11 protein-coding genes are annotated in these 15240 nt (G+C 45.1%); 8 read left to right on the top strand and 3 right to left on the bottom strand.

From position 1 onward, the window contains the following. The first annotated feature begins 7 nt into the window (after positions 1 to 7). Genes ABD744_RS18915 through ABD744_RS18895 form a run of 5 tightly spaced genes read left to right on the top strand, consistent with a single transcriptional unit; the run spans position 8 to position 3105 of the window. Complete coding sequence (locus ABD744_RS18915; protein WP_344800136.1) at positions 8 to 682, top strand: MotA/TolQ/ExbB proton channel family protein; 675 nt, start codon at positions 8 to 10, stop codon at positions 680 to 682. Positions 683 to 685: 3 nt separating this feature from the next. Beyond that, positions 686 to 1207: an ExbD/TolR family protein gene (locus ABD744_RS18910; RefSeq protein WP_344800135.1), complete on the top strand. Its 522-nt coding sequence runs from the start codon at positions 686 to 688 to the stop codon at positions 1205 to 1207. Next, entirely contained in the window at positions 1204 to 1707 is a 504-nt protein-coding gene (locus ABD744_RS18905) for an ExbD/TolR family protein (RefSeq protein WP_344800134.1), read from the top strand. The genes ABD744_RS18910 and ABD744_RS18905 overlap by 4 nt, the downstream gene beginning before the upstream one ends. Beyond that, positions 1708 to 2658 (top strand): AgmX/PglI C-terminal domain-containing protein, encoded by a 951-nt coding sequence (locus ABD744_RS18900; protein ID WP_344800133.1) that lies wholly within the window; start codon positions 1708 to 1710, stop codon positions 2656 to 2658. Between the two features lie 60 nt (positions 2659 to 2718). Next, on the top strand, positions 2719 to 3105 hold the full coding sequence (locus ABD744_RS18895) for a hypothetical protein (protein WP_344800132.1): 387 nt from the start codon (positions 2719 to 2721) through the stop codon (positions 3103 to 3105). Here ABD744_RS18895 and ABD744_RS18890 read toward each other — a convergent pair. Continuing rightward, positions 3098 to 4027 (bottom strand): alpha/beta hydrolase, encoded by a 930-nt coding sequence (locus ABD744_RS18890; protein ID WP_344800131.1) that lies wholly within the window; start codon positions 4025 to 4027, stop codon positions 3098 to 3100. The two genes, ABD744_RS18895 and ABD744_RS18890, sit on opposite strands and share 8 nt — an antisense overlap. A 250-nt stretch (positions 4028 to 4277) precedes the next feature. Here ABD744_RS18890 and ABD744_RS18885 point away from each other — a divergent pair, with 250 nt between their 5' ends. From ABD744_RS18885 to hrpA, 3 genes are all read left to right on the top strand, one after another. Further along, the gene (locus ABD744_RS18885; protein WP_344800130.1) at positions 4278 to 5981 is read left to right on the top strand and encodes an AMP-binding protein; all 1704 of its coding nucleotides are present in this window, start codon (positions 4278 to 4280) and stop codon (positions 5979 to 5981) included. 136 nt (positions 5982 to 6117) lie between these two features. Then, a complete protein-coding gene (locus ABD744_RS18880; RefSeq protein ID WP_344800129.1) occupies positions 6118 to 7800 on the top strand; it encodes an AMP-binding protein in 1683 nt (560 codons plus the stop codon). Between the two features lie 128 nt (positions 7801 to 7928). Further along, positions 7929 to 11933 (top strand): ATP-dependent RNA helicase HrpA, encoded by a 4005-nt coding sequence (gene hrpA / locus ABD744_RS18875; RefSeq protein WP_344800128.1) that lies wholly within the window; start codon positions 7929 to 7931, stop codon positions 11931 to 11933. An 88-nt stretch (positions 11934 to 12021) separates the two neighbouring features. Here hrpA and nhaD read toward each other — a convergent pair whose 3' ends face one another. Both nhaD and dbpA read right to left on the bottom strand, forming a co-directional pair. Continuing rightward, a complete protein-coding gene (gene nhaD / locus ABD744_RS18870) occupies positions 12022 to 13374 on the bottom strand; it encodes a sodium:proton antiporter NhaD (RefSeq protein ID WP_344800232.1) in 1353 nt (450 codons plus the stop codon). A gap of 383 nt (positions 13375 to 13757) precedes the next feature. Beyond that, positions 13758 to 15143: an ATP-dependent RNA helicase DbpA gene (gene dbpA / locus ABD744_RS18865; RefSeq protein WP_344800127.1), complete on the bottom strand. Its 1386-nt coding sequence runs from the start codon at positions 15141 to 15143 to the stop codon at positions 13758 to 13760. Positions 15144 to 15240: the final 97 nt, after the last annotated feature.

Raw genomic sequence — 15240 nt, 5'->3', positions numbered from 1 at the left:
GGAATTCATGGATTCGTTCGAAGTTATTGTTCGTTTTTTTCAGGAAGGTGGTTCATTTATGTACCCAATTGCATTAGTTGCTGCGATTGGTTTGGCAATAGCGATAGAACGGTTTATTTATTTAAGTGCAGCAAGAAGAAGTAACCGCAAAATTTTTGAAACTATGATGCCTTTGATCTCCAAACGTGATTTTAAAACGGCAATGAAAGTAGGTAATGACTCAAGCGCGGCTATGGGTGGCCTTATTGCTGCCGGCATTTCTCGTTTGGCCGGCGGTGCCCGACGTGATGATGTTGAATATGCCATGGAGGAAGGCTTGATGGAGTCTCTGCCTCGGTTGGAAAAACGAACCCCTTACTTAGCGACAATGGCAAACGTTGCCACGCTATTGGGCTTGTTAGGTACCATTATCGGTTTGATCGCAGCCTTTACTGCCGTTGCCAATGCTGATCCGGCAGAAAAAGCAACTCTGTTGTCTCAAAGTATTTCGGTTGCGATGAACACGACCGCTTTTGGTTTGATGACAGCCATTCCTTTGTTGATTTGCCATGCCTTACTGCAAACCAAAACCAATGAAATTATTGATAGTTTTGAGATGGCCGGGGTGAAAGTACTGAATACCATTTTTGACCGTAAGCCTAATCAGCCAACAAATAATGCAGCTCCAACGCAAGGCGAATAACTAATGTTGAAAAAGCGTATTCGGCATAATGCCGATGAAGCGGAACTCAATATTACGGCGTTTATGAACCTGATGATTATTTTGGTGCCTGTACTGCTGTTAAGTATGGTGTTTGCCAATATCACGGTTCTTGAATTGAAGCTGCCTAATCAAATGAGTGAAGATCAGGTTGATCTTGAAAAGCTCCAGTTAGAGGTAGTCATTCGATCTGATCGCCTTGTTTTGGCCGACACAATTAAAGGTCCGATTCAAGAGTTCCCAAAAATAGATGAGAAGTACGATTTTGAGGGTTTATCAAAGCTCTTAATTTCTATTAAGAAAAAGGTGCCTGAAAAACGGGATATTTCATTGTTGGCGGAAGAGACTACCGAATATCAGACGTTGGTCTCGGTGATGGACTCTGTTCGCTCATACAAAACCGTCTTAGTGGCTTCGGTAGTTGATGCAGAACTGTTTCCGGATATTTCCATCGGGGATGCACCGGAAGAATCTGACGACACAGCAAAGACGGGAGGTGACGCATGAAAATGTCTCGACGTGCGAAACGAATGTCTCGCCATTTTGCCCGAAATAAAAAACAGCCAGCTTTGAATCTGGTTTCGTTGATGGATATTTTCACTATTCTGGTATTTTTCCTAATGGTGAATCAGTCTGACGTTAAAGTATTGGAAAGTAATGATTCGATTAAACTACCCGAATCTCAAGCAGAGAGCCTGCCTGAAGAAGCGTTGGTGATCTTTGTTAACAAAGAAAACATTCTGGTGCAGGGTCGATCTGTGGCGAAAGTAAGTGAGCTGAATGGCTCCGAAGCGCTGATTTCATCACTTCGTGATGAGCTGCTTTATCAAGCCTCAAAGCAAAAGCTGGTTGCTGAGGGTGTTGAACAGGAAGGGCGTCCCATCACCATCGCTGGTGATAAGGAAATTCCCTATAACTTGTTGAAGCGTATTATGGCTACCTGTGCGGATGCCAATTACACCGATATTTCGCTTGCGGTGAACCGTAAAGCGTCCAAGGAGGTGTAAATGGCAATGTTAACGTATGACTACCGCCTGCCTTGGTCGGTTGACCCTGAAGAGCACAACCGATTTAGAAAAATCTTATTGGTTCTGCTGGGGCTTTGTTTTGTGGTTGGGTTGGTGATTCCTTTTATCACTTTATCTGAGCCGGACAGGGAGGAGTTGGAAAAGTTGCCTCCTCAGCTGTCGAAGGTGATTTTAAAGAAGAAAAAACAGCCGCCTCCACCGCCACCAAAACAAGAGAAGAAAGAAGAGCCTAAACCGGAGGTAAAGGAAGAAAAGCCAAAACCGAAACCGGAGAAGAAGGTTGAGAAACCAAAGCCGAAACCAGACCCTAAAAAGCTGGATCAGGCGAGGAAGAAAGCGAAACAGAGTGGTTTGTTGAAACATACTGATGCTCTGAAAGAACTTCGTCAGTCTTTGGATTTGGGGACATTGGCCAAAGGTGCTCAGGTCGACCAGGGTGGCAAACAAGCGACTAAGGTTGAACGTGCGATTATTTCTTCGAACGCGGTGTCTGGCAGTGGTGGTGTTTCTGCTTCAGGTGTATCACGTGGCACAGCTGGCTCGGGTCTTCAGGGTCAAGCAGTGGCCGACTTGAACGACGAAACAGCGTTGGCAGACATGCGTGCTGAGGCCGATCAGAAAGCGCGAGCTGGAAAGAAAGGCAAACGTAGCGATGAAGAGGTTTATCGAGTCTTTGATGCTAACAAAGGCCCTATGTTTACGATTTACAATCGTGCATTGCGCAAGAACCCTTTGTTGGAAGGCCGGGTTAAGTTCGAATTTACCATTGAGCCGGACGGATCTGTTTCCTCATGTAAGGTCGTTTCGAGTGACTTAAATGATAAGAAGCTTGAGGCGCGTTTAGCGGCAAGAATTCAATTAATGAATTTTGGTGCTGAAGACGTAGCGAGAGCAACATACGCTCGTTGGATGGACTTTGCACCTTATTAAACTTAGTGGAAAAGGCTGCCGTCAGGCGGCCTTTTTTATTTTAAGAGGGTCTTTGATGCTATGAAGAAAATCGTAATGTCAGTGTTATTGTGTGCTGTTTCAGCCATTTCTGTTGCTGAATGCCATTATATTCCTCAGGGCTTGATTGAAAACTGGTCTGAGAACAGGAACCTCTGGGAAAAAGAGGTAGGCTATATGCCGTTTTTATCGGGAGAAGGGGTTGTTCAGGGATTAGAGGTTACACACTTAAATGCTTTGAATTTTTTGTATGAAGCCGGATTGAGAAAAGGCGACATACTTTTGGAATTAAACAGTGTTTCGGTTTCTGATTCTGAGGCTTTTGCTGCTGAAGTTTCAAAAATTAAAGAGAGTGAGGTACTGGAGCTGAAATTCAAAAACAGAACGCCTCTGATTCTGCAGGCGTCCGCCGATCAGTGTTTTAATTGATTTTTGATTCGATCCAGCTGATTAAATGAAGGCCCACTTCTGTTTTGTTTACCTCATTCAGCATTTCGTGTCTGCCTTCCGGGTAAATTTGTAAGTCCACATCTTTGACTCCGGCCGATGAATACTGGTTGGCGAGGCTGATTAATCCGCTGCCAAAGTGGCCTACCGGGTCTTCCTGGCCCCCGAAAATAAGCACAGGCGTTTCCGTAGGTAGTTTGGTAAATGCCTGATTCGTTGAAATACTGGCCAAGCCTTTTAATAGATCACACCAGAGTTGGGTGGTGCATACAAACCCGCAGTGTGGGTCTTCTATGTACTTTCGGACTTCTGTCAGGTCACTGGACAGCCAGTCGAAATTGGTTTGATTTGGTTTGAATCGATGATTAAAAGAGCCAAAGGTGAGCTTTTCAAAGAACTTGCTGCGGTAGCGAGGGCCTTTTCTTAAACGCTCCAGCTTGGCGATCAGTCTGGCTGCGCGATATTTAATCGGCGGACCGTAGTTGCTGCCGGACAGAATCAAACCAGCCAAGTTTGGTTGATATTGAAAAACATAACCCTGGGTAATGAAAGAACCCATGCTGTGTCCCATCAGAAAGACTGGGAGGCCTGGGTGGTTTGACCGAATCAGCGATTGTAATTCGTTCATGTCCGACAGTACCATTTGCCAGCCGTTCACGTCCCCGTAATGGCCGAGCATGTCTTTTGCTCCCGTATGGCCGTGTCCACGGTGATCATGGGCGTATACAGCAATGTTTTTCCTGACGCACTGCTCTGCAAAAATCTCATATCGTTTGCTGTGCTCCGCCATGCCATGCGCAATGTGGAGAACAGCGGTTGCCTGGTTGACATCATCAGGTAACCAGCAGCGATAAAAAATATGGGAGTTGTCGGCACCGTGAGCCGTACCTGTGCAGCTTTCCATGCAGTAATGGTATCCGTTAGCGTGTTTTTCAAAAGGTAATTTTTTGTATCGAGAGGGGATTTTAACCCGTTTGGGCTCAAAATAGGAAGTTTGTTGCACAACTTCCGAGAACCATGCGGCGCTTTTCGACAAAAGGGGAGCGAAAATATGAGCGAAACTATTCACAAAAGTTTACATAATTGCTAATGTCGCTATTCATAAAAAAATCAAGCAAATAAAAATAATCAATATACGAACAGGGAGTCCAACCATGGATGCCAGTTACTGGAATGGTAAACGTCCACCAGGCGTTGTAGACACAATCAATCCTGATGAATTTAAAAACGTTGTCGATGTATTCGAAACGTCCGTTAAGAAGTACGCAGATCGTCCAGCATTTACGAGTGTTTTTAAAACATTCACATGGGGTGACATTGATCGTTTGAGTGCTGACTTTGCAGCGTATTTGCAGAATCACACCAACCTTCAACCGGGTGATCGAGTGGCGATTCAAATGCCTAACATCACTCAGTTCCCAATTGCTGCTTATGGCGCTATTCGTGCTGGTATGGTGTTGGTGAATACTAACCCGCTTTATACCGTTCGGGAAATGAAGCACCAGTTTAATGATTCCGGTGCAAAAGCTTTGATCTTCATGGACACGTTCGGTGATAAAGTTCAGGAAGTGCTTCCTGAAACTGGCATTGAAACACTGATCGTTACCAGCTTGGCTGACATGCGTTCAGCACCAAAGCGTTGGTTGATTAATGGTGCTGTTAAGCACGTGAAGAAGATGGTTCCTGACTTTAATCTTCCTCAGGCCATTTCTTTCCGTACTGCTTTGAAGCAAGGTGCTAAGCATCAGTTTAAGTTAGCAAGCCCGAATGCCGATGATGTAGCAGTACTTCAGTACACAGGTGGTACTACGGGTGTAGCAAAAGGTGCCATGCTGACTCATCGTAACCTTGTGGCGAATATGCTTCAGGTTCGTGCTTCATTGCAACAAGAAAATCCTGAAACCAATCGTCCGTTCATGGACATCGGTAATGAAACCATTGTTGCACCTCTTCCGCTTTATCACATTTATGCGTTCACTTGTCACTGTATGTGCATGATGTCGCTGGGTAATCATAACATTTTGATTGCAAACCCTCGTGATCCAGGCATGTTCATTAAGATCATCAAACCGTTCCAGTTTACGGCTTTTGCGGGCCTGAACACCTTGTTTGTCGGCTTGATGCAGCACCCAGAATTCAAATCATTGGATTTCAGCAAATTGAAACTTACGCTTTCCGGCGGTACTGCATTGGTTCGTGCAACTGCAGACAAGTGGAAGGAAATGACCGGCTGTGACATTGGCGAAGGCTATGGCATGACGGAAACTTCTCCGGCGGTGTCTTTGAGCCCGGTAGGCGATTATGTTAAGCACGGTACGGTAGGTATGCCTGTTGCTTCTACTGACATCCGTTTGGTGGACGATGACGGTGTCGACGTTCCTGAAGGCGAACGTGGTGAGCTTTGTGTTCGTGGTCCTCAGGTAATGAAAGGTTATTGGAAGCGCCCCGAAGCGACTGCTGAAACATTCCTTGATGGTGAGTGGTTGAAGACCGGCGATGTGGCTCAGGTCGACGAAGACGGTTATATCTCAATTGTTGACCGTAAGAAAGATATGATCCTTGTTTCTGGCTTTAATGTTTATCCGAATGAGATTGAAGACGTAGTGGCTAAGTTGCCAGGCGTCGAGCACGCAGCGGTGATCGGGCTGCCAGACGAGAAGACTGGTGAAGCCGTTAAGCTGTTTGTTGTTCTGGAAGATAAAAACCTGACAATTGATCAGATTAAAGCTTACTGTCGTGAAAATTTGGCCGGTTATAAAGTGCCGAAACAATACGAAGTTCGTGATGAATTACCTATGACGAACGTAGGTAAAATTCTTCGTCGTGAATTGCGTGATGCAGAGGTGGCCGCAAAATAAGACATTAAGTTTCAATATGGACAGAAATTTGATGTTTAATTACCTTTGAACAGAGGCAGAAAGCTGATAGGCTTCTGCCTCGCTCGTTTAAGGGTTTGGATAGTTTTTTAGGATGATGCTCTGTTTTGGAGGCAGTATGATTGAGAATTTCTGGAAGGATAAATACCCAGAAGGTATTCCAAGTGAAGTAAACGTAGAGAAATACAATTCCGTTGTTGAAGTAATGGAAGACTCCTTCGGCAAATTCGCTGATAAGCCTGCTTTTACGCACATGGGTCGCACCATGAGCTATGGCGAATTAAATAAGCTTTCAGCACAGTTTGCTTCTTATTTGCAAAATCATACAAGTCTTGAAAAAGGCGACCGCATCGCCGTTCAGTTACCAAATATCGTTCAGTACCCGGTGGTTGTATTCGGTGCAATGCGTGCAGGTATGATCGTCGTTAACACCAACCCACTTTACACTGAACGTGAAATGGAACATCAGTTTAACGACTCAGGTGCAAAAGCGCTGGTTTGTTATGCTGGTATGGCTTCACTTGCTCAAAGTGTTGTACCTAAAACAGGTGTTAAGCACGTTATCGTTACGGAAATCGCTGATCTGCATCCGTTCCCGAAAAAGCAAATCATCAATACGGTTGTTAAGCGTGTTAAGAAGATGGTTCCTGCTTATGACAACCTGGTACACACTACCTTGAACAAAGCGCTTAAGCTGGGTTCTGCTGGTAATTATACCAAGGCTGCTTTCACCCGTGATGACATTGCCGTTTTACAATATACCGGTGGTACAACAGGGGTTGCCAAGGGCGCAATGCTGACGCATGGAAACTTGATTTCTAACATGTGTCAGGCACACGTATTCTTTGAGGCGGTACTGAATGAAGGTCAGGAAACGGTCATTGCTCCGTTACCGCTTTATCATATCTACTCATTTACTGTTAACTGTATGATCATGATGTATACAGGTAATCACAGTATTTTGATTCCAAACCCACGTGATATTCCTGGTTTCATTAAAGAGCTGGGTAACTGGGATTTCTCTGGAATGTTGGGCATTAACACTTTGTTTGTTGCATTGTGCAACAACGAAGACTTCCGCAAGTTAGATTTCAGCTCATTGAAGCTGACGATCTCTGGCGGTATGGCGCTGACTAAAGACGCTGCTGATCAGTGGGAACAGGTGACTGGCTGTGTTGTTTCTGAAGGTTATGGTATGACTGAAACGTCACCTATCGTATCTTTCAATCCACCGGGATACGGTCAAATCGGTTCAATTGGTATTCCTGCACCAAACACCATTTGTAAAACCATTGATGACGACGGTAATGATCTGCCGTTGGGTGATCGTGGTGAGCTTTGTGTGAAAGGCCCTCAGGTGATGAAAGGTTATTGGCAGCGTCCGGACGAGACTGCCAAAACAATCACTGAAGATGGTTGGTTGATGACGGGTGACGTTGCTGTTATTCAGGACGACGGTTTCATGAAGATCGTTGATCGTAAGAAAGATATGATCATCGTTTCTGGTTTTAACGTTTATCCGAACGAGCTTGAAGACTTTATTGTAAGCCATCCGGACATCGTTGAATGTGCGGCCATTGGTGTACCAGACGACAAGAGCGGTGAAGCAGTTAAGATTTTTGCTGTGACAACCAACAAGAACTTAACAGAAAAAGAAGTTCGTAATTTCTGTCGTGATGGCCTGACTGCTTATAAGATTCCTAAGTTTGTTGAGTTCCGTGAAGAACTTCCTAAAACAAACGTAGGTAAGATTCTTCGTCGTGAACTTCGTGATGAAGAAATGAAGAAAATTGGTGCTTAATCTGATTTTGATTCACCGGTTGCAAGTGTGTCTGAATTAAAGAAACACTTGAGCTCTTCAAAAAGCCCCGCTAATGTAGCGGGGCTTTTTTATTTGTCTATATTCATTTGTTGAGTTTGTAGTTATCCATGTCTGATTCTGTTGATTTTAAAGCTCTGAAGTCTCTCATTAATTCTTGTATGTTGAGAGATCAGCGTAAGTTTTCTCGTCTTTTGGATGATTTTCAGCGAGCGCAGAAAGAGGCTGGACAAGCTGCCAATCAAACTCCGCAAAATACCCGTCCTAAAAAGAACCCTGTTACCGGTCGGCATAGGAAAAATAAAAAGTTACCCTATTTTGATACATACATTCGCCAGGTGGAATCTTCGCTTACTTTGCGCAAAAGAAGGGAAGCCATTGATTTAACGATTGAATACCCTGAAATTTTACCGGTCTCTCAGCGTATTAATGAAATCAAAGCGGCGATCCGTGACCATCAGGTCGTGGTCGTGGCGGGTGAAACCGGCTCAGGGAAGACAACCCAAATACCTAAGGTGTGTTTGGAATTAGGCTATGGACGAAAAGCCCGAATTGCCCATACTCAGCCTCGTCGATTGGCGGCCACTTCTGTATCAACACGGTTAGCAGAAGAGTTGAAATCGGAGTTGGGCAAAGAAGTTGGCTATCAGGTACGTTTTAAAGACAATTCTTCAGAAACAACACTGATCAAGTTAATGACTGATGGGGTGTTATTGAATGAAACCCGCTTCGATCGTTTTTTTAATCAATACGACTGCATCATCATTGATGAGGCCCACGAAAGAAGCCTGAACATCGATTTCTTGCTGGGATACATCAAAAATATTCTGCCTAAACGCCCAGATTTAAAGGTTATTATTACTTCAGCAACCATTGATGTAGAACGTTTTTCTAAGCATTTTAATGATGCGCCAGTGCTGGAGGTTTCTGGGCGTACTTATCCGGTTGAGACACTATACCGGCCGCTCAATGCAGAAGATGAAGACTCTTCGGATCTTGATTTATTTCAGGCCATTGCATCTTCGGTGGAAGAGCTGGAACAGCTCGAACGTTCGGGGGGGGCTGAAGGTCAAAACCTGAGCCGAAATGGCGATGTGTTGGTTTTTTTACCGGGTGAGCGGGAAATTCGAGAAGCCGCAAAAGAACTGAGGGGGCGTCAATTTCGGGACACAGAAATTTTGCCTTTGTATTCCAGGCTAAGCAGTTCTGAACAAAATAAGATATTCAAGCCCACAGGCAGCGGCAGAAGGATTGTGTTGGCAACCAACGTCGCTGAAACCTCATTAACTGTCCCTGGCATTCGTTATGTGATTGATTCCGGTCAGGTCAGGGTGAGCCGCTACAGCTACAGAACCAAAGTACAGCGCCTGCCGATTGAGGCAATTTCTCAAGCCAGTGCTAATCAAAGGAAAGGTCGTTGTGGACGTACAGCGCCGGGTGTTTGTATTCGCCTTTTCTCAGAAGAAGATTTTATTCAGCGTCCAGAGTTTACTGACCCTGAAATTCAAAGAACCAATCTGGCGACCGTGATCTTACAAATGCTGGATCTTAGGTTAGGGGATATTCAAAGCTTCCCGTTTGTGGAGCCGCCGGACAGTCGTTTTGTAAATGATGGTTATCGCTTACTGGAAGAATTAGGCGCCGTTGAGAAGAAAACGTTGACGCATGTGGGTAAACAAATGGCTCGCTTGCCTTTGGATGCCCGAATAGCAAGAATTGTGATTGCCGGTCACGAATTGGGCAGTCTTGCTGAAGTCATCATTGTTGCCGGAGTATTGGGCCTGCAAGACCCGAGAGAAAGGCCGCAGGATAAGCAACAACAAGCGGCTGAAAAGCATAGTGTGTTCAAAGATGATGCTTCGGACTTTGTAACGTTAATGAATTTGTGGCATGCCTACGAAGAGCAGCGTCAGGAGCTGAGTAGTAGCCAGTTGCGGAAATGGTGTCAAAAGAACTTCATTTCTTATATGAGGATGCGTGAATGGCGTGATATGCACCGACAGCTTCATATGCTGGCTAAAAATCTGGAGTTGAAAGAAAATAAAACGCCGGCGGATTATGCTTCGCTTCATAAAGCGCTGTTAACAGGGCTTATCAGTCAGGTTGGTCAGCTTAAAGAAAATAAAGAGTACCAAGGGGCGCGTCAAAAGATGTTTTACATCGGCCAAGGTACGCCTTTAGCGCGGAAAACCCCGAAATGGGTCGTTGCCGCTGAAATGATGGAAACCCATAAGCTGTTCGCCAGAATGGTTGCCCGTATTGAACCTCAGTGGGTTGAGGAAATGGGCAGCGCTTTGGTTAAAAGAAATTATTCAGAGCCTCACTGGGAAAGAAAGCGAGCCGAAGTGGTTGCTTACGAACGCGTTAGTTTGTATGGGCTTACTACCACATCGAGGCGCAAAGTTTCCTATCAGAAACACGACCCTAAACTGTGTCGCGAAATTTTTATTCGAACCGCTTTGGTGGAAGGTGACTACGATACTCGTGCGACTTTCTTCAATAAAAACCGAGCCTTGATTAATGAAGTTGTGGCGTTAGAAGAAAAAACGCGGAGAAGAGACATTCTGGTGAATGACGACTCTTTGTACGACTTTTATGACAAGGTCATACCTGAGCAGGTTACAGGTCATGTGGCTTTTGAAAGATGGCGAAAGAAAAAGTCTGCTTCAGGTCAATTGGAAAACGATGAGAAGTTAGTACTTACTAAAGACTTATTGTTCAATAATGAAGAAATTTCTTTAGAAGATGACCACTACCCTGAAGTGATGTCTTTCGGCGCGTTAAAGTTGCCTTTAAGCTATGCATTCTCACCCGGAAAAGAAGATGATGGGGTGACAGTCAAAGTGCCTTTGTCAGCGTTGAAGCAGGTTCCTTTGGATGACCTAGATTGGTTGGTACCTGCCTTTTTAAAAGATCGCTGCGTGGCTTTGATTAAAGGGTTGCCTAAGCAATATCGAAGAAACTTCGTTCCTGTCCCGGATTACGTTGAAAAAATTCTTCCAAGATTGATACAAGGCAACGGTAAGTTAACGAAGCAAATTGCTGATCAATTGTATTATTTGACGTCGGTTCGTGTCGCTGAAGAGCACTGGGAGCGAGTGGACGTAGACCCTCATTTAAGCATGAATATTCAGTTGGTCGATGATGCTCATAAAGTGATTGACCAAAGCCGCGATCTTCATTCGCTTCTTGAGAAGTGGGGGGAGCGGTCTAATCAGCTGCAGGTTTCAACTGAGACACCTGAAGAGTTCAACCGAAAAGACATCTCTGATTGGGATTTTGGTTCGTTACCCGAGTCATGGGAATACGAAACTTCGGGTGTGGTAGTGAAAGGGTTTCCGTACTTACAGGATGATCAAAGTTCGGCTTCCATCGCACTAAGTGACTCTGAATTGTGGGCCACACATCAGCATCGATATGGTGTCAGCCTGTTGTTAAAGTTAGCCCTTAAAAATCAAATCCAGCATTTGGTCAAACAACTTCCTAAGTTTGAACAAACGGCATTGTGTTATGCGACGGTTGGCAATCGAAATCAACTGACGGGCGATTTTGTTACGGCTTTGTTGTTACGCTACGTCGATCAGTTTGATGCCGTTCGAAATACCTCGGCCTTTAATACTTTACTGGATCATGTGAAAGCCAATTTATTTGATGACGGTTGCGAGTTGGCGATCTTACTCAATCAAATCATGTTGAAGTATCAAGGGCTGGCGAAGAAACTGAAAGGCAAATTCTCGTTGACCACGGCGTTTGTGTTCAGCGATGAGAAAAAGCATCTGACTCAACTGGTGTATCGTAACTTTTTAAGTGAAACGTCTCCTGAAAGCCTGAGGCATCTGCCCAGATATTTGGATGCCATCGAATATCGGCTTGATAAGCTTCAGGGCAATATCCTGAAGGCTCAGGAGTACATGAATACGCTGAATGAATTTCGTGAACGGTATGAGTCCGCACTGGAAAAAAATAAAGTCCGGCATCAATACGACCCGAATCTGGAAGAGTTTCGGTGGTTAATTGAAGAGCTTAGGGTTTCTTATTTTGCGCAGGCACTTGGAACGGTGCAAAAGGTTTCTGATAAACGCCTGGAAGAATGTTGGCAAACGGTCAAAGGGTAGCAAAACTGCTACCCTGATTTTCAGTACTCTTGATTTTCAGTACTCTTGAATTTAAGCGCTCATCTGCAAAACAATCTCAGAATGAGGCTTAACCATTCACCAAAAAGTGAACACCGATGCTGGCGGCATAACCCAGTGCGATGACTGGAGTCCACTTCAGATGGCTGAAGAACGTGTATTGGCCTCGTGCCTGTCCCATCAGTGCGACGCCCGCTGCAGAACCAATGGATAATAGGCTTCCGCCCACACCCGCTGTCAGCGTGACTAACAACCACTGTACATGGTTCATGTCTGGCTGCATTGATAAGACCGCAAACATAACCGGAATGTTGTCTACGATGGCCGACATAATGCCGACTAAAATATTGGCGGTTGTTGGCCCTAAGTCTCCGTAAATGAACTCCGAAGTGACGCCCAGATAACCAATAAAACCAAGCCCGCCCACAGCCAATATTACTCCGTAGAAGAAAAACAAAGTATCCCACTCGGCCTGGGCAATGCGATTGAATACATCGAAATCGTAAGGGTCAACGTGTGATCCTGGCGGGTTTTCTGGGCTGAAGTGATGCATTCTGGATTGTTGTTTGAGATAGAAGCCAAAAACTTTCAGGTAACCCAGCCCGAGCATCATGCCGAATACTGGTGGAATATGAAGGAAGTTATGGAAGCTGACGGCCGTAACAATGGTCGCCAGGAATAGCCCAACGATCACTAAACCGCCGTGTTTAATGATGTCATCATTATTTTCAACGCCCAGTATTTCAGGTTTTCCTTTAGGTACCGCAAAGCTCATGATGAAGGCAGGAACGAGCGCGTTTACCACGGAAGGAATGAACAACGCGAAGAACTCCCAAAAGGTGATAACGCCTTTTTGCCATACCATCAGCGTTGTAATATCGCCAAATGGGCTGAAGGCGCCGCCCGCATTAGCACAAACAACTGTGTTGACACACCCGATGGCCACAAACTTGGGCTGGCCTTGGCCGACCGTAAGAATTACGGCACACATGATCAGTGCGGTGGTCAAGTTATCGGCTACGGGAGAGATAAAGAAGGCTAGGATGCCTGTGGTCCAGAACAGGGATTTGTAGCTGAACCCTTTATTCACCAACCAGCTTCGGAGTGCATCGAACACACCGCGCTCCAGCATAGCGTTAATGTAAGTCATTGCGACCAACAAGAAGAAAAACAGTTCGGCGTATTCAAGGAAGTTATGGCGAATGGCTTCTTCCACACTGTGTTTATTGCCGTGACCGATGTAGGTAATGGCTATTAATATCCAGATCAAACCGGCAGCGATCATGACGGGTTTGGACTTTCTGAGATGAATTTTTTCTTCAAGAATGACCAAGGTGTAGGCGAACACAAAGATTGCGATTGCAGTGTAACCTACCCAGCTTTGAGTCAGATCTATGATTTGGTTCTCTGAGCTGCTGGCCATTGAGATGGCGGGCAGCAACAGTCCGGACAGAAGAATTAATAAATGCTTAACTGTTTTGAAGGGGTTAATAAAGGGCTTCGTTTGAAGGTACTTCACTCACTGCTCCCGTTTTGATTATGATCCGCAAATTAAAGTGTGCGGAAATTTATCACAATGCCCCATGCCTAAACATGTCTTAAATATAAAACTTAACGGGTGATTAGTTTGGATCAATAAAACGGGAATTAATGCTTCAAAGAAGGAGATATTTACAACATTAATAAAGGGGCTGGCGTCTCAAAAAGGTTTGTCCAGAATTTACTCTGGAGTGTATATCATCAAACCCCCTCTGTGAAATACAGAGGGAATAAGAGTCAGTGAGAAGCGTGTACTTTAGGTGGGCGCTAGATTCTTCTGACCCGTACTTTTCTTCCTTTGATTTTTCCTTCCATTAAACCGTTTACTGCTTTTCTGGCTTCAGGTCTTGCGACAGCAACGTAACTGGCGAAGTCAAATATATTGATTTTACCAACGCAATTACCGGGGATGCCTATGGTGCCCGTCAGTGCGCCGAGAATATCTCCGGGACGAATTTTTTGCTTTTTCCCTGAGTCCAGAGCAATGGTGACCATCTCTGGCTTTTCAGGTTTATTGGAGTAATTCTTTAGGCGGTCAATGTCCAAGATATCAATCGGTGATGATTGCATGCTGTTAATCAGGTCGTAGCGCATTTTCTCTGAGCCTAAGTATAAGCTGAAAGCCTGGCCGCTTTTGCCTGCCCGGCCGGTACGACCGATTCGGTGCACGTACACTTCCGGGTCTCTGGGTAAGTCGTAGTTTATAACGGCATCCAGATCATCAATGTCGATTCCTCGTGCTGCAACGTCCGTTGCCACCAGCACCGAAGCGCTTTGATTGGAAAATCGAACTAAGGTTAAGTCGCGTTCTTTCTGTTCCATATCGCCCTGTAAAGAAAGCGCGATGTAGCCGTTTTCACGAAGGAATAAAGAAACGTCGTTGCAGGTTTGTTTGGTATTACAAAAGACCACCGCCTGGGTGGGTGTATGATTTTGTAAGATTCGTAAAAGACCGTTGTTTTTGTTCTCCAGACCTTTTTCGACCTTATAAAACAGCTGCTCAATCTGCGATTTAGCATGGCTGCTTTCAACTTCAACGCTGGCAGGTTTTTTCTGAAAGTCTTTACTGAATTGTGCGATATCGGCGGGAAAGGTGGCCGAAAACAGCAGTGTTTGGCGTTCGTTTGGCATGAAGCCTGCAATGTGTGTGATTTCCTCGAAGAAACCCATGTCGAGCATCCGGTCGGCCTCATCCAAAACAAATGTTTCTATGGAAGAGAGATCCAGGGTGCCTTTCCTTAGGTGATCTTTGATGCGACCAGGCGTACCAACAACGATGTGGGCGCCGTGCTCCAATGATCCGATTTGCGGGCCAATGGGCTGCCCTCCACAAAGTGTAATGACTTTGATGTTGGGCTGGTATCGGGCGATTTTTCGAATCTCGTTCGCGACTTGGGTGCTTAATTCACGAGTAGGGCACAGAACTAATCCCTGAATGCCGAAGAACCTGGGGTTTAGTTTAGTCAGCATGGGAATTGCAAACGAAGCGGTTTTTCCGCTGCCGGTCTTTGCTTTACCGATCAGGTCCTGGCCTTGTAGCGTAGTAGGAAGGCTTTGTGCCTGAATGTCCGTCATTTGCTTGTAACCCAGTTGATCCAGGTTTTCTAATAGCTGCGGAGGAAGATTAAGCGATTTAAAATCAAGTTCAGACACTGAAGTTTACCTTTGAATTGAAACAGCGGGCATTCTATCAAATAGAGGGAACCAGGTCTTATAAATAAAAAAAGAACTCCGCAGAGTTCTTTTCAGG

Source organism: Litoribacillus peritrichatus, from assembly GCF_039537985.1.
Taxonomy (GTDB): domain Bacteria; phylum Pseudomonadota; class Gammaproteobacteria; order Pseudomonadales; family Litoribrevibacteraceae; genus Litoribacillus; species Litoribacillus peritrichatus.
This window is presented reverse-complemented; position numbering and strand designations above follow the sequence as displayed.